Here is a 15,676-nt window from a genome sequence, read left to right as displayed (position 1 = left end):
ATTTTGGTGTTTCCCCCAAACAAAAGGGGAGTTTGCTTTCTCATTCCAGCCGATCGTGCATTCACAATCACCATCACTGTGTAGCAATCATCCTAACTAGACTTAGCGGCAATACTGCTCCACACAGCGGACAAAGATTTCAACACCCATGCCCAAAGCCGTTTCATCAAAGTTAAACCGAGGATGATGGTGGGGATACGCCAGATCCTTGTCAGCGTTCGCGGAACCGAGGAAGAAATAGCAGCCAGGAATTTCCTGAAGGAAAAAGGACATATCTTCGCCGCCCATTGTTTGGCATTGCGGGACAACGCCAAGCGGAGATTCGATAACCGTTTCAGCCACCGATCGCACCAAACCTGCAATGCGCTCATCATTAATCACAGGTGGATACAGACTGTAGTATTCCAGCGTGTAATCCGCACCGTGACTTTGGCAGATCCCTCTCACAATTTGCTCAAGGCGTTGCTTGAAAAACCCATCAAATTGAGGGTTGAAATAGCGTACAGTGCCACTCATTTTGGCTGTGGCAGCAATGACGTTATGCGCCGTACCCGCATGTAACTTGCCCACCGTCACCACCGCTGATTGGATCGGGTCTACATTGCGCGACACGATCGTTTGCAGCGCCGTCACTACTTGCGAGGCAACCACAATGGAATCGATCGTCTGGTGCGGCATCGCGCCGTGCCCACCTTTACCCAGAATCGTGCAGTTAAACAGTTCGACTGCCGCCATCAGCGCGCCACTACGAACGCCGATCGTTCCCAACGGCAAGTTATTCCATAAATGCAAACCAATCATGGCATCCACATCAGGATTTTTGAGCACGCCTGCCTCAATCATGGGCTTCGCTCCACCTGGCCCTTCTTCAGCGGGTTGGAAGATGATTTTGACCGTGCCAGCGAAAGCGTCTCGGTGTTGCGCTAGATAACGCGCGGTGCCGAGGGCGATCGTGACATGCCCATCATGACCACAGGCGTGCATCACGCCATCGTGTTGCGATTTGTAAGCAACCGTATTTTCTTCTTGAATGGGCAGTGCATCCATATCGGCGCGAATCCCCAGCACGCGACCAGGACGGGTGCCCCGAATAATTGCAGCAATCCCCGTTTGAGCAATCCCTGTCTCATGCTCAATGCCCCATGCTTCTAGTTTTTGAGCAATAAACGCTGCCGTTAACTGCTCCCGAAAACCCAATTCTGGTTTTTGGTGTAGCTGCCTACGCCACTCGACTAGCTCAGGCTGCAAGGACTGAATCGTGGCGCGAATGCGCGACGTATCAATCGGGTGTGGGGATAGGGAAGTCGAAACCATAGCGTGTGCCTCTCAAAGAAACCCTGGGCATCCTGAAAGGATTACCGATCGCAATAGATCTACTTTAGCGACTTTAGGCGAGGGCTTTAACTGGCAACCTCTATTTTTCTATGGTGCAGCATGTTCCCCGATCGCCCCAATGTCTGATTCGTCCTGCTACAAGGGGCGATCGCAGAGCCGTTAATCGACTCATTGACCAATTTTATCGATCGCTTCAGCCTCATAAACCCTGGTGGACGCGTCCACTTCCTAATCAAGGGGTGGGAGCGATCGCGGTTGCTATGGGCCTTTTGCTAGTGCTGATCCTATATGGGTTCTACTCACATGCCGTGGCTCTGGGACTAATTTTCGCCCTGGCACTGCGAGCAAATCAGTGGATTGACCGATCGCTCTCAAACGTCTGGGTGGTTGAATGGCGTGGCAACGTGATTGGATGCGCCAAACTCTTTTGCTACGAAACCCATTCCGAGGCGTATCTCGTGTACATTGATGCTCAATGGCGCGGTCAGGGACACGGATCGTGCCTGGTGCAACGGCTTACTCAAGAAGCGATACTGCCACTCTATTTAGCCAGTCAACCCCATCGAGTGCCGTTCTACACACGCCTGAGGTTTGTGCCAGTGCCTACCAAGGCTGTGCCGGACAGCATCAGGGTGAACCTTGGGCTCGATCGCTACCCGTCTTACAACATTCAAGCATTGGTTTTCAAAGCAGTTTAACGGTCAGACAGAGTGATAAAGTGTCCTCACTGCAGAGCCTCTGCAGTTGCTTTTGTGCCGAAAAGTGAACGCTACATGTGTTTCCCTGCTGCTTTAAGGAGTCTCATGCCATGACGATCGGATCTTCTTCACTCAAACGTCGCACCGTCATACGGGGTCTGCTCGCTGCAGGGGCGTTTGGAGCCACCTCGCGTTTCTGGACAGGCTGTACGCCAGCGCCGCCGCAAACCCAGACCGCCCCCAGCGCAACGGCAGTCAAAACGTTGACGATCGGCTACATCTACGTTGGCCCTAAAGATGATTATGGCTACAACCAATCCCATGCAGAAGGCGAGGCTGCTGTTGCCAAAGTCAGTGGGGTCAAAACGGTGGATCAGGCGAGCGTGCCCGAAACCGTCGAAGTGCAGGAAGTCATGCGGAACATGATCAAGGAAAACGGGGTGCAAGTCCTGTTTCCAGCCTCCTATGGCTATTACGATCCACATATTTTAAAGATGGCGGTAGAGTTCCCCGAAGTGCAGTTTTTCCATCCCGGTGCGCTCTATAAAGAAGGCGTTCACCCTAAGAATGTGGGTTCGTATCTGGGCTATTTGTTAGAGCCTGCCTACATTGCCGGGATTGTGGCAGCCTACACCTCAAAAACAGGCAAGTTGGGCTATGTCGTACCCAAACCAATTCCGATCGTGATCCGAGAAGTCAACGCCTTCGCTCTTGGCGCTCGCAGCGTCAAGCCAGATCTAAAAGTACAGGCGATTTTCACAGGCGATTGGTCGCTGCCGGTCAAGGAAGCCGAAGCCACCAACAGCCTGATTGATCAAGGAGCCGATGTGATTATCAGCCGAGTCGATAATTTGAAAGTCGTCATCACCACAGCTGAAAAACGGGGTGTGTTTTCCTGCGGCTACCATATTGACCAGTCCAGTCTGGCTCCTAAAGGCTACCTGACAGGCGTGGAATGGAACTGGGCCAAAATCTATACTAACTACGCAGAGCTGATCAGTGCCGGTAAGACGTTGATGAATGGCGGCATTCCACACGTCATTCGCGGTGGGCTGAAGGAAGAGTACTGCAAGAATTCACCCTATGGCCCCGCTGTGAGTGAAACGGCTAAAAAAGCGGCAGATGAGGCAAAAGCAAAATTCCTCGGCGGTAGTTTAGTAATCTTTAAGGGCGAACTCAAGGACAACAAAGGCAAAGTCGTCATTCCAGCCGGAAAGCAGTACACGCTGCAAGATCCGCAGCTGGAAACGATCGACTGGCTCGTCGAAGGCGTCCTTGGCGATCCCAAGAACACTTAGGTTTCTAACCAGCACAACGCCTGTAAGGGCAGGTTTAGGCGCAATTGCACGGTTGTAGCAAGAGAATTTGTGCGAAACCTGCCCCTAGCAGGGGATAGCAATGATTTCGTCGATGGAGCTGATGCAGAATGTATGTAAAGAAGATTTTGGATTTATCGATCGCAGGTGCACGCGTTGTACTAAGAGCCGCGATCGCCCACGCTGAGACAATGGGTGTGCCGCAGTGTGTCGCTATTGTCGATCGGGGGGGTAACTTGCTGGCCTTTGAGCGCATGGAAGGAGCCAAGCTGCTCAGCCAGCATTCCGCCATGCAAAAAGCAATCACTGCCGCCTCTCATCGCACGCAAACTGGGACACTCCCGGCCGAACTCGGTGTTGGCATTGCTCTAGCCACTGGCCTGCGCTATGCACCCATTGCCGGTGGACTCCCAATCACCATTGATGGTGAAGTCGTTGGCGCGATCGGTGTCGGCTCTGGTAGCGATGAAGAAGATATCGAAGTGGCTCAGGTCGGCATTGAGGCGCTGAAAGCGGTGTTGGCAGAGGCTGAATAGAAGGCAGGGGAGTGGGAATTCAAAATGCAAAACTCAAAACTCTCTAGCGTAGCGGCCCAAAGCGCTACTCAAAAATCCCTTCGCTCCCCTCACACCTCACTCTGCCGCATCGGAATCTCAATCCTAAACTCACTGCCCTGTCCCAATTCTGAGAAGCATTGAAGCGTTCCTTTATGCTTTTCGGTCACAATCTGGTAGCTAATGGAAAGGCCGAGCCCGGTGCCATGACCAACGGGTTTAGTGGTAAAAAAGGGGTCAAACAGTCGCGTTCTCACGGCTTCTGGCATGCCTGGTCCATTATCACGAATCCGAATGGCAATCCGATCGTCGTGCAATTGTTCGGTCTGAATGGTGATTGTGGGGCGTGCGTTGTCCGTTTTCTCGTTCCCACTGTCTGGCTTCATGCCATCGACCATTGGCCACCGACCACTGACTACCGCCTCATCCAGCGCATCGATCGCATTTGCCAGCACATTCATCAGCACTTGATTGAGCGGCCCGGCATAGCATTCGATATGGGGTAGCTCGCCATAGTCCTTAACGATTTGAATGTCGGGGTGATCGTGGCTGTCTTTCAGGCGGCTGTGGAGAATTAGCAGCGTGCTCTCAATGCCTTCATGAATATTGACCGCTTTCATTGCGGCCTCATCCGTCCGTGAGAAGTTGCGAAGCGAGCGCACAATTTGCTGAATCCGCTCTGCTCCCACTTTCATCGATGCCATGAGCTTGGGTAGATCCTCCATTAGAAAGTCCAGGTCGATCGCCTCTGCTTCTGCCTGCACTTCGGGAGCCGGATTGGGGTGATGTTGCTGGTAAAGCTGCACGAGCTTCCGCAAATCCTTCGTGTAGGTATTGGCGTGGGTCAAATTACCATAAATAAAATTCACCGGATTGTTAATCTCATGCGCCACACCAGCGACCAGTTGCCCCAGACTCGACATTTTTTCAGTCTGTACTAGCTGTGCCTGGGTTTGCTGCAGGTCATGCAGCGTTTGTTCCAACTGCTGTGTTCGCTGGCGCAACTGCTGCTCAGAAGCCAAGAGCGACACCTCTGCCTGCTTGCGATCGGTAATATCTTCGATCGTGCCTAAAATGCCGATGACGTTTCCCTCAACATCACGAATGGGAATTTTGTTGACATCAATCCAAGCCTGCTTTTCATCTGCCTGTAGCCGATGTTCAATGAGGTGGAGCACGGGTGTATCCGTTTCCATCACCTGACGATCTTGCTCGCAGTACAATGCGGCTTCTTCTCGCGTCCAGAATAACTCAAAGTCGGTTTTGCCAACGACGTCTTGAAAATGGTTGATTCCGGCTGCCTGTGCCCAGTTCTTGTTGCAACCCATGTAGACTGAGTTGCGATCCTTCCAGAAAATTGCTTGAGGAATGTTGTCCAGTACCAGTTGTAAAAGTTCGGCACTGGTGTTCAGCTTTTCTGCTGCTTGCTGACGTTCGGTGATGTTTTCAAAGGTACAGAGAATGCCAAGCACTTGACCATTGGTATCCAAAAGCGGCACTCTGCTGGCATCGAACCAAAGTTGTTCGCCATTGGCTTTCAGACGGCTCGTCAGGCTGTGAAGGTCAGGCTCACCCGCTAGCATAAGCTGGCGATCACGCGCACCGTAGGAATCCGCTTCTCCCTCTGCCCAGGGTAGATCGTGATCGGTTTTGCCGACGATCGTCGCAGGGTCTGCAATGCCGACTAGCTCTGCCCAAGGCCGATTACAGCCTAAATACACTGAATTCACATCTTTCCAGAAGACACAATGAGGCATGTGATCTAAAACCAGTTCCAGCAATGCTTCCCGCTTCTGGGGCACAGCCGTTACTCGTGTAGATTGGTCGGCTGCAGCAATCTGGATCGATGACAGTGAAGCGGCTGGGCTGGGGCTCATACAGATAGCCTGGGGACAACAGCACGATCATGGCTACCCCCAACCCTATCTGCACATCGTACAAACCACAGAGTTTGTGGCACGACTCGCTACAGTAATGGTCAGAATTACGCGGTTGACTACTGATGCCGCTAGCACAACCCTTACGCAGCATAGGATTTCTGGCTTGACAGTTGTTTATACCCTCATCGCTCCCAGTGGAACGGGTATCAGGCGCTCTAACGCCAGGTTTGAGGCAACTTGAGCTAATTGAGCCAGATCCGTTGGATCAGTCAAATGGGGCATGACTCCTAGAACAGGGGTTCGGGTCAAAGACTGGATCAGGTCAGCTGAGGCCCAGTTCTCAATATCTTCCTCTGTGCAAGGCTGCACACAGTTAAGCACAATGCCTTTGAGGTGAACGCGAGTTTGACGAGCCAGCGCGACATTGGCAACAGCTTGCCCGATCGCGCCCAGCTTGACAGGCACCACCAAGACGGTCGGCAGACGCCAGTCCCAGGCTAAGTCTGCCACAGTAGTTTCGTGCGTGATGGGAGAACCCAGCCCGCCTAACGCTTCTACCAGCAGCCCATCATATTGCTGACGCATGGTTTCAAAGGCTTGCCAGACTGGTTCCATATCAACGCGCCGTCCTTCTTTCGCGGCTGCTAGCGGTGGCGCAAGAGGGGCGTCAAAGCGCAACGGGGTGACTGCATCCGGAGCAAGCGCAAACAGCTGGCTGTAGAGTTCGCAGTCGCCCTTGCCTGTTTGAATGGGCTTCAGAATGCCCCAGGTTTGGTGAGCACAATAGGTGCGTAAGTAAGCTGCCAGTGCCGTTGTGAGAACGGTCTTCCCAGCTTCGGTATCGGTTGCAGTGATCAGTAAAGCGTTCAAAAGAGACAAGGCGTATTTGTTAGTTTTTGGTTGTTAGCGGTTGGGGAGGACGTGACAAGCCTGAGACAGGCTAGCTGAATTGGGCTGAATGAATGAAATGAGTGAGTCAGTGATTGGTTATAGCGATCGTTTTGCCTTAAAAGGCACTGTCTTTAACAGCCAATCACTAAAAGCCAACTTCTATCTTAGTTCCGAATACTTATATCCAGACTGAAGTTTGTGTCCTGAGCCGCAATGACATCAATCTGGTACGTGCCGCTCATGGGCAACTGATCTTCCCATGACAAGACGTTGGAGGCTGCCTGGATCGCTTGACCATCGGGGGTGGTGATGTTGAGCGTCACGGAACCATCCCGTACCACTGCTTTGAAGATCTGCCCTTCCGTGGCTCTGACTAAATAGCGGTGGATGACTTGGGGATTTGCCCGATCGCTAACAGTAGTTGCCGTTTGCCCCGCTTCAAACCGCACGCGATGAGTTTGAATGCTGGGTGCCGAGGGTGATGGGCTCGGTGATGGCGTGGCTTGGGTTGGCGTCGGGCTGGGCGTAGCGGCACTTCTAAGCACGACATCAAGCCGATAATCACTCTTAGCCAAGCCTTTAACGGGGCTGAGTTGGATGTAGTAGTTACCAGTATACGGCAGCGTTCCTTGCCAGAGCGACACCCGGTTGGACTGACCGCTAAGAGGCTGTCGATCGGGGCCTAGCATGGTCATCAACACCCCTTCGCCTGAAATGACAGCGTTCAACTGCTGCCCCTGCTCTCCGGCAAGAATATAAGTGACGGTTTCGTTCGATCGCAGCGTGCCTGTTTTCGTCGCCTTTGTATCAGGGTTGATATCAAGATTTTGGCTGTAGGCGATCGGCTCATTGGTGGGTTTTGGCGTCGGCGTGAACGAGAACGTGGGCGATGGGCTAACCGATGCCGTGAGCGATGGTGTTGGTGATGGCGTCGGCTGGTTGTTGAGCACTGCCCGAACAACGGCCCAGGTGCCCACGCCTGTTAATACCACCAGGCCTAGTCCGATCGCAACCACCGCCAACGGATCATCCCAAACGGAGCTGCGGGGTGGCGGCACGATCGGCACGTCTCGATTGGGGCTCGCCGCCGCTGGTAAGGGATCAGGGCGTCGTCCTACCGCCATCGTTGCCATGTGAGAGACATCTGGATTAGGCGGCGCGGCGGTCTGAGCCGGTGGTTGATAAGGAGGAGGCGTATAGGCTGTGGGCGATTGCAGCGCCTGTACCACTTCGGCAACCGACTGAAAGCGATCGTCTGGACGGTAGCTCAGCATTTTATTTAAGACCTGAGTAAAGCCTGGGCTGACAGTCACCCACCGCTGCCAGTACCAGGTCAGCGTCGTATCATCCAGCAACGTCTGGGGCTCACGTCCGGTCAAGAGTACCACTGCCGTCACGGCCAGCGAGTACAAGTCGCTGCTAGGGTAGGCTCGCCCCGACTGCATCTGTTCGCTGGGCGCAAACCCCGGCTTACCAACGGTTGTATTCTGCACAGTCAGCGTTGGCGATTGGAAGCGCGTTGCCAATTCTTTCACCACGCCAAAATCAATCAAGACGGGTTTCCCATCTTGTTGCCGCAGCATGATGTTATCTGGGGCAATGTCTCGGTGGATGATACCTTTGCTGTGAATATGAGCCAGCACGGGCAAAAGCTGCCGCATGAGTTGCAGTACCTCCGCCTCCGAAAAGGCGATTCCCTGTACCTGGCGTTGCTCTAACAACGTCCGATAGGTTTGTCCCTCAACGTAGTCCTGCACTAAAAACAGGCGCTGGTCTTCCTCAAAAGTGGCCCGAAATTGAGGGATCTGGGGATGCTGAATTTGGTAGAGAATTTGCGCCTCCCGCTGGAACAGCTCTTTAGACTTGTCCAACGCATAGGCATTTCCCTGTGCCGGAATCAGTTCTTTAAGCGCGCAGAGTTCGTTAAACCGCCCCTGGTCTTCTGATAGATAGGTACGACCAAACCCCCCCTGACCCAAAACGCTGAGGATGCGGTAACGGTTCTGCAAAGTAGTGCCAATGGGAATGGGTGGTCGCATAGCGGAATACTTCTAGCGTCTAGCTCTCCTATTCTGGCAGACAAGGTGTTGCGATCGACGATCAGTGTCAACCACCCAACTTTGCTTTCACCAGGTCTTGTACTTTTTTACCATCTGCTTTACCTTTCAGCTGTTGCATAGCGGGCCCCATGACCTTACCCATATCTTTGGCAGCGGTCGCACCCACTTGAGCAATGATTTGGTCAATAGCAGCAGCGATCTCATCGTCCGAGAGTTGCTTGGGTAAGTACTCTTCCAAAATCACCAATTCCTGAGCTTCTAGATCGGCTAAGTCAGGACGGTTTGCTTGCTGATATTGGGCGATCGAGTCCCGTCGCTGCTTCGCCAACTGCACCAGCAATTCGATTTCCTGGGCTTCCGTCAAGCCTTCCTGGCCCGATGGGCGGACGCTGGATTCCTTTTCCAGGATCATTTTTTTGATGCTCCGAACCGTTTCTAGCCGAACTTTGTCCTTTGCTTTCATAGCGGTTTTAATCTCTTCGCTAATGCGATCTTTCAAACTCATGTCTTGCTCCTTGACTTAATTAAGGCGGCTTGTAAAACGATCGGTTCGACCATATGGACACACCAGTTGGGTGAAGTCAAGCGATTTTTGCAAAGGCTACGCTCAGATTGCCTAAAATTGTAGTGGTGGTTTCTGTAAATTCACTGATTTGTTTTTTTAAGATCAAGGGAAAATGGGGAGCGAAGGGCACCGTACCAACAGCGCTTTCTTGACTACTAGCAACTTTATGAGACTAGATGTTTTTAGGCCTGGTGGACTCTTTGGGCTGTGATCGAGTAAATTCTTGCAATCCCTTCTCCCTACTGTTAACTTTTGAATTTCTTTCGTTTTTCATGGCTGTGCGCCGCTTTTCCACGGGTATATTCCGAGGGCTGTTTTCAAATCTGAATGGTAATATTGCGATGACTACGTTCGAGGGTACGCCGTGATCCGCTCTGCAACTCTTACGCCTCAAGCTACGCTGCCGTCTCTGAATGACCAAAATCGGTTGCGGCTGCTCTCTGGTTCAGCAAACATGCCACTCTCTCACGAGGTTGCACGCTACCTGGGCATGGATCTTAGCCCAATGGTGCGGAAGCGGTTTGCTGATGGCGAACTCTACATCCAAATTCAGGAGTCGATCCGGGGTTGTGATGTCTATTTGCTCCAACCCACGTGCCGCCCGGTGAATGACAATATCATGGAACTGCTGATCATGATCGATGCCTGTCGGCGCGCCTCGGCACGGCAGATTACTGCCGTGATGCCGTACTACGGCTACGCCAGGGCAGACCGTAAAACAGCAGGACGAGAGTCGATCAGCGCTAAGCTGGTGGCAAACCTGATCACGCAGGCAGGTGCAAGTCGGGTGCTGGCAATGGATTTACACTCGTCACAAATCCAGGGCTATTTTGATATTCCGCTCGATCATGTCTACGGTTCGCCGACGTTGATCGATTATCTTTCGAGCAAGCAATTATCTGATCTGGTTGTGGTTTCACCTGATGTCGGTGGCGTAGCACGAGCACGAGCCTTTGCTAAAAAGCTGCACGATGCGCCACTGGCTATTATCGATAAACGGCGACAGGCTCACAATGTAGCAGAAGTCATGAACCTGATCGGCGATGTGTCGGGTAAAACGGCCGTTTTGGTTGATGACATGATCGATACAGCTGGCACCATTATTGAGGGTGCGCGGCTATTGAAGCAGGAAGGCGCACGGCAGGTCTACGCCTGTGCGACCCATGCGGTCTTTTCGCCGCCTGCGATCGAACGGCTCTCTAGTGGCCTCTTTGAAGAGGTGATTGTGACTAATACCATCCCCATTCCAGAGGGCGATCGCTTCCCACAGCTTACGGTGCTTTCAGTCGCCAATTTGCTGGGCGAAACGATCTGGCGCATCCACGAAGATAGCTCTGTGAGCAGCATGTTTCGTTAGGCGATCGCGCCAGTAGGGGAGCCTGCTAAACGCGCTTAAGGCTGCATCTTCCATCTTGTAGCAGGTATTGTTGCCAGTGTGCTTGTCGGGTAACGATAGCAGCACGTGGCGAAAAGAACCCATGATTGTGTCAAAGCATGCCCGCGCTCTCAACGGTTTTAGCTCTCTTGCCTCATGCCGAGGTCCTGACAATACAGACACGTTGGGAGCTTGAACAGCTATTTCCTCAAATGAGAATTGCTGGCGCTTCGCATCCCAACGTGACAGAGACAATCCAGTCAAGCTGTTTTGTGTGGTCAGCCATTGGCTGTCCATCGCTGTCAGGATAGACTACATCCTTCAGAGCCTGCGATCGCGTCATCGTTTCTGACCCTAATGTTGACCTGTAGCCAACTGCAGCACCTGATTGAGCTTACCACTCCGAAAACCTTCCAGGTCAAGGGTGACGTAGAGAAAGCCGAAGGACTGGAATTTCTCAACCAGTGTGGGCAAATCGGTCGTCAGCACAAATTCCTTAAGCTGATCGGCAGGCAGTTCGATGCGTGCGGTATCACCGTCCGATCGCACTCGAAACGTTCTTAACCCCATGCGGCGCAGGGACGCTTCGGCTCTACCGACGCGCTGTAGTTTGACGATCGTAATCTCCTCTCCATAGGGAAAGCGAGAACTGAGGCAGGGTTGCGCGGGTTTGTCCCAACAGGACAGCCCTAAATGCTTTGCAATTTCGCGTACTTCAGCCTTGGTAATACCCACTTCTGCAAGCGGCGATCGGGCACCCCGTTCTTTGGCTGCTTGAATGCCGGGTCGATAGTCGGACAGATCATCTGCATTCACGCCATCTACCACGTAGGGATAGCCTCGCTCTAACGCCAGGAGTTTCAACGTGTCGTGCAGTTCGCTTTTGCAAAAATAGCAGCGGTTGATTGGGTTCGCCGTGTAGTTGGGATTGTCCATTTCGTGGGTTCGCACCAACTCATGGGCAATACCAATGTCTACCGCTTGAATGCCCGCTTCTTCCAGATCTTCTGGCAAAAGGGATGGCGAAACAGCCGTAACGGCAAGGGCACGATCGCCCAACACATCGTACGCAACCTTAGCCACCAATGTGCTATCGATCCCGCCCGAATAGGCAATCAATGCCCGTTGCATTTCACCAAAAACAGCGGTCAGTTTCTCAAGTTTAGCCAGCACCGTATTATCCAGCATCATTTCATTCAGCACCATAATTCCGTTCGTTCAGTCTGATGCGTTGCGTGAGGCGATGAGTCATGATGGCATGCGATCGCATCAAGCCTTCACCAACCCGGAGTCGATAGTGTCCGAGGGGTTTAACCGACTGTCTGTAGGGACGTTACATGTAACGTCCCTACAGACGAAAGCAACTTTTTGGAAATACCACCCACTCAAAGCCGCCTATCAGACTGCAAAACCGTCGATCGGTTCCATTGATTTAGCGTAACGTGACGAAACCTGTTTTGGGGTGCGCCTGATTGCAGCAGAAGGATGAGGGATGAAAGTTTTGAGTTTTGAGTTTTGAGTTAGTGGCTGAAAGCTGACGGCTGATGGCTGATCGCTAAAGGATGAGAAATGAGGGATGAGGGATGAAAGGCTAAAGGCTAAAACTCAAAACTTTCTTCACACCTCTCCCCTCTCCTCTCTCCCCTCTCTTCCAACTCAAAACTACTCCCCCCTCCCCTTCTACCCCAAATACTGCGGTTTCTTCGCCGTACTATCAAATTGGCTGCTGGTCTTAAATTTCTCGTACTCTCCCTTTGCCGCCGCTTGAGCGGTGCGGTGCAGCAGCGCAGAGACTTGATCCTGCCCCATTGGTTGAAAGGTACGAACGGCTTCAAATGCCTGCTCAAGCATAGGAATGCTCTCGATGCCCGTGATCACGGTGGAAATGGGTAGATTCATCGAATAGTGGAGACACTCGATCGGTTTCACTGTGTTGCTCTTGAGAATGCTCTGATCGCCCATCGACTTCATCCCCAATACGCCAATGCCGTCTTTCAAAAGCACCGGCAACACTTGCTTCTCGAAGCGGCGGAAGTGGTCATCCATCACGTTGAGCGGCATCTGCACCGTATCGAAGCGGACGTTGTGTTGAGCGGCCATTTCCAACATGTGGAGATGCACCATCGGATCGTTGTGTCCGGTAAAGCCGATGTAGCGAATTTTCCCAGCCTGACGCGCTTCTAAAAACGCTTCTTGCGCACCATCTGATGCAAAAATGCGATCGGGGTCTTCCAGGCGAATCACTTCATGGTGTTGCAACAGATCAATGCGATCGGTTTTTAAGCGCATGAGCGATTGATCAATCTGCCTCACGGCTTCTTTTTTGGTACGCCCATCAATCTTGGTCATCAGAAAGACCTTGTCGCGGTAGCCGTTTTGCAGCGCTTTACCCATCCGAATCTCTCTGCCACCATCGTGATAGTCCCAACTGTTGTCCATGAAGGTGATGCCGCGATCGATGGCTGCATGGATGAGTCTGATCCCGTCTTGCTCACTGGGCGGCCTGCCGATATGATGCCCACCCAAACCAATGAGGGACACTTTTTCGTTTGTCCGCCCTAGTGTGCGGTAGAGCATTTCACCACGTTTGGTTGCAGCGGCTGAGGTCTCTCAACAGCAACACTTTTGAGCGCACTTAGATAATCTTGCGTAGTCGTCACCCAACCAAAGAATTTTTCAACATTGAAGAGGGTCGCTTCCTGGATGGACGGGGAACCAATATGCAGGGTGGCATCGGCAAGCATGAGTGCGAAGTATTCCAAAAAGAAGGCATCTCGCAGAGTCGATTCGACGCAGACGTTGGTTGCGACCCCTGCGAAAACCAGATTGCGAATACCATTGCCACGCAAAAACATATCTAGATTGGTGCCAAAAAAGCCGCTGTAACGGGGCTTTTGCACAACATAGTCCTGTGGCTGGGGCCGAATCGCGTCAATAAAGTCGTAATCCCAGGTGCCTTTGATGGTGAGTTTGCCTTCCAGGTCGGCATGTTCACGCATTAGCCGCATCGCGTTGGACTTGTGCCAGTGCGGTGAGGCAGGGGAACCGGCTTCGTGTAGGCTAGCGCTCCACCCGTTTTGCAGAAACACAAGCTGCATTCCTGCCTGACGAGACGTGGCAATAACGGTTTGGATTGACTCCACCACCGCTGGAATACCGGACAGATCAACGCCCAAAATGTCCAGATACCCGCCTTTCGAGGCATAAGCATTTTGCATATCAACCACGATCACCGCCGTTTCACGAGGGTTGATAGCGATCGCCTCTGGTTTTGCGGGAACGGTGAGTAGAGGAGCCATGATGGTGCAGATTAATGGCAGATTAACGACTGATATGAGCGATCGACGCAATTTCGACGAGAAATTCTGGCTTCACCAGATCAGCGCGAATGCAATAGCGGGCAGGGCATGGGCTAGGAAAATACTCAGCATAGACCGCATTCATCTTGGGATAGTCGGCAAAATCCTTCAGAAAAATCATATTGAAGGTGACATCGGCCATCGTGCCACCAGCAGCAGCAATCACGCTCTTGATGGCTTCTAAAACCTGACGAGTCTGTGCGGTTGCATCGCCTTCGCCAACGAGCTTGCCATCGGTATCAAGTGCTAGCGTGCCAGAGATATAGAGTGCCTCGCCTGCTGCCAGCATTCCGGGCGAGTAGGGGGCAAGTGGTGGCGGTGAGCCGTCGGGGATGATGGGTGTTCCGGGCATTGGGGAGGGGAGTGAGGAGTGAGGGGTGAGGAGTGAAGAGTTTTGAGTTTACTGAGCCTTTAGCCTTTAGCCTTCTGACAACTTTTTGCTCAAGCAGCGATCGCCCGTTTTGTCTGCTGTCGGCATTGCAGCAAAGGTATGACGGCTTCACCAAAGTTGGTAATATCGTCTACGAAGTTGGGAAAGGTGAACAGTACGCCATCGATCGTGGTTTTGGTTGCGAGTTGGTCGAGTTTGGCAGCAACAGTGGCATAGGAACCAACGATCGTGGGAATGCCCATGAACATTTCTGCCTGCATGGCTGTGGACATACCGCCCCCTTTGTCTGTTGCTAAGGCACCCCCCCAGGCTTGGATGGCAGTCATGTCGGCATTCTCAGCCAGTGCCTGCACTCTTGCTTGTGCAGCGGCATCGGTGGGCGCGGCAACGACAGTAAAGAGAGCGTAGGTGCCAACTTGACGCTTACAGTCACTGGCTTTCTGTTTGAGGCGAAGATTGATATCGCTTACAGTTTCAAGTTCGCCCAACACAAAGTTGTAATGGCCCAATTCAGCGGTGAATTGAATGCCACGATCGGACTGCCCCGCACACACGATCGGAATGTCTCGTGACGGTTTTGGTTGACAGAGACAATCCGTTAGCTCAAAGAATTTACCTTTATAGGTGACTCGACCCTCTGCCCACAGTCTTTTGAGGATTTCAACATATTCAGTCGCGTATTCATAGCGGTAAGACAAATAGGAATCATCCGCTAAAATGCCCATCTGAGAATATTCGAGTTTGTTCCAGCCGGAAACAATATTGATGCCAAATCTGCCGTTGCTGATGTCATCGATCGTGACTGCCATCCGCGCCACCACCGCAGGATGAACGGTAGGAATGGCAATAGAGGCGTAGAGGTCGATCGTGCTAGTCACCGCCGCCAGCCCCGCCATTAAATTAAACGATTCGAGAGCATAGTCCCAATGCTCAATTTCACCACCATAGCCACGCCATTTCACCATTGAAAAAGCAAAGTCAAAGCCATATTGTTCAGCCTTCAAAGTGATCTCTTTATTGAGATCAAAGGTCGGCATATATTGCGACGCTTTAGACATAATCCAACCATTGTTGGCGATCGGAATAAAAATGCCAAAATCTAGATAATTCATGGCAACCTGTTCGCGTTCATGCTGACTTTTTGATTTTTGGATTTTCGAGCATTGGCATGGTTATTTGGTGCCATTGTAGGGATATCAGCCGCTTTGGAAATGAAGCAGAGGCTACAAAAGCTCTGCCTGAATTCTGTTGG

Annotated in this window: 16 protein-coding genes; 5 read left to right on the top strand and 11 right to left on the bottom strand. The window is 52.2% G+C overall.

Going from position 1 to position 15,676, the window contains the following annotated elements; genetic code table 11:
- Positions 1-102: 102 nt before the first annotated feature.
- Positions 103-1,314: a M20 metallopeptidase family protein gene (locus C7B82_RS09795; RefSeq protein ID WP_106256114.1), complete on the bottom strand. Its 1,212-nt coding sequence runs from the start codon at positions 1,312-1,314 to the stop codon at positions 103-105.
- A gap of 110 nt (positions 1,315-1,424) precedes the next feature.
- Here C7B82_RS09795 and C7B82_RS09790 point away from each other — a divergent pair, with 110 nt between their 5' ends.
- The 3 genes from C7B82_RS09790 to C7B82_RS09780 all read left to right on the top strand — a co-directional run bounded on the left by C7B82_RS09790 (position 1,425) and on the right by C7B82_RS09780 (position 3,885).
- A complete protein-coding gene (locus C7B82_RS09790) occupies positions 1,425-2,033 on the top strand; it encodes a GNAT family N-acetyltransferase (RefSeq protein WP_106256113.1) in 609 nt (202 codons plus the stop codon).
- 110 nt (positions 2,034-2,143) lie between these two features.
- A complete protein-coding gene (locus C7B82_RS09785; protein ID WP_106256112.1) occupies positions 2,144-3,331 on the top strand; it encodes a BMP family ABC transporter substrate-binding protein in 1,188 nt (395 codons plus the stop codon).
- Positions 3,332-3,459: 128 nt separating this feature from the next.
- Entirely contained in the window at positions 3,460-3,885 is a 426-nt protein-coding gene (locus C7B82_RS09780) for a GlcG/HbpS family heme-binding protein (protein WP_106256111.1), read from the top strand.
- Between the two features lie 89 nt (positions 3,886-3,974).
- Here C7B82_RS09780 and C7B82_RS09775 read toward each other — a convergent pair whose 3' ends face one another.
- The 4 genes from C7B82_RS09775 to C7B82_RS09760 form a co-directional block, all read right to left on the bottom strand.
- Positions 3,975-5,780 (bottom strand): PAS domain-containing sensor histidine kinase, encoded by a 1,806-nt coding sequence (locus tag C7B82_RS09775; RefSeq protein WP_106256110.1) that lies wholly within the window; start codon positions 5,778-5,780, stop codon positions 3,975-3,977.
- A 177-nt stretch (positions 5,781-5,957) separates the two neighbouring features.
- The gene (bioD, locus tag C7B82_RS09770) at positions 5,958-6,662 is read right to left on the bottom strand and encodes a dethiobiotin synthase (RefSeq protein ID WP_339375066.1); all 705 of its coding nucleotides are present in this window, start codon (positions 6,660-6,662) and stop codon (positions 5,958-5,960) included.
- A gap of 176 nt (positions 6,663-6,838) precedes the next feature.
- Complete coding sequence (locus tag C7B82_RS09765; RefSeq protein WP_106256108.1) at positions 6,839-8,713, bottom strand: serine/threonine-protein kinase; 1,875 nt, start codon at positions 8,711-8,713, stop codon at positions 6,839-6,841.
- Positions 8,714-8,780: 67 nt separating this feature from the next.
- Positions 8,781-9,239 (bottom strand): GatB/YqeY domain-containing protein, encoded by a 459-nt coding sequence (locus C7B82_RS09760; RefSeq protein ID WP_106256107.1) that lies wholly within the window; start codon positions 9,237-9,239, stop codon positions 8,781-8,783.
- A 424-nt stretch (positions 9,240-9,663) separates the two neighbouring features.
- Between C7B82_RS09760 and C7B82_RS09755 the strand changes: the two genes are divergently transcribed.
- Positions 9,664-10,656 carry a ribose-phosphate pyrophosphokinase gene (locus C7B82_RS09755; protein ID WP_106256106.1) on the top strand — a complete coding sequence of 331 codons (993 nt, stop codon included), beginning with the start codon at positions 9,664-9,666 and terminating at the stop codon, positions 10,654-10,656.
- A gap of 226 nt (positions 10,657-10,882) precedes the next feature.
- On the opposite strand, the gene C7B82_RS34220 is transcribed toward C7B82_RS09755, so the two are convergent.
- Together C7B82_RS34220 and larE are read right to left on the bottom strand one after the other, a co-directional pair.
- Positions 10,883-11,017 (bottom strand): hypothetical protein, encoded by a 135-nt coding sequence (locus C7B82_RS34220; protein ID WP_281258951.1) that lies wholly within the window; start codon positions 11,015-11,017, stop codon positions 10,883-10,885.
- An 11-nt stretch (positions 11,018-11,028) separates the two neighbouring features.
- Complete coding sequence (gene larE, locus C7B82_RS09740; RefSeq protein WP_245939814.1) at positions 11,029-11,880, bottom strand: ATP-dependent sacrificial sulfur transferase LarE; 852 nt, start codon at positions 11,878-11,880, stop codon at positions 11,029-11,031.
- A 37-nt stretch (positions 11,881-11,917) separates the two neighbouring features.
- Here larE and C7B82_RS31440 point away from each other — a divergent pair, with 37 nt between their 5' ends.
- Entirely contained in the window at positions 11,918-12,115 is a 198-nt protein-coding gene (locus C7B82_RS31440; RefSeq protein ID WP_146141115.1) for a hypothetical protein, read from the top strand.
- 239 nt (positions 12,116-12,354) lie between these two features.
- On the opposite strand, the gene C7B82_RS09735 is transcribed toward C7B82_RS31440, so the two are convergent.
- From C7B82_RS09735 to C7B82_RS09720, 4 genes are all read right to left on the bottom strand, one after another.
- Complete coding sequence (locus C7B82_RS09735; protein ID WP_106256103.1) at positions 12,355-13,251, bottom strand: aldo/keto reductase; 897 nt, start codon at positions 13,249-13,251, stop codon at positions 12,355-12,357.
- Complete coding sequence (locus C7B82_RS09730) at positions 13,233-13,973, bottom strand: isochorismatase family protein (RefSeq protein WP_106256102.1); 741 nt, start codon at positions 13,971-13,973, stop codon at positions 13,233-13,235. Before C7B82_RS09730 ends, C7B82_RS09735 begins: the two co-directional genes overlap by 19 nt.
- Positions 13,974-13,995: 22 nt before the next feature.
- Positions 13,996-14,385: a pyrimidine utilization protein C gene (rutC, locus tag C7B82_RS09725; protein WP_106256101.1), complete on the bottom strand. Its 390-nt coding sequence runs from the start codon at positions 14,383-14,385 to the stop codon at positions 13,996-13,998.
- Between the two features lie 89 nt (positions 14,386-14,474).
- Positions 14,475-15,536: an LLM class flavin-dependent oxidoreductase gene (locus C7B82_RS09720; RefSeq protein ID WP_106256100.1), complete on the bottom strand. Its 1,062-nt coding sequence runs from the start codon at positions 15,534-15,536 to the stop codon at positions 14,475-14,477.
- Between the last annotated feature and the right edge of the window lie 140 nt (positions 15,537-15,676).

Origin of the sequence: Stenomitos frigidus ULC18 (genome assembly GCF_003003795.1) — a bacterium.
GTDB lineage: Bacteria > Cyanobacteriota > Cyanobacteriia > Leptolyngbyales > Leptolyngbyaceae > Stenomitos > Stenomitos frigidus_A.
This window is presented reverse-complemented; position numbering and strand designations above follow the sequence as displayed.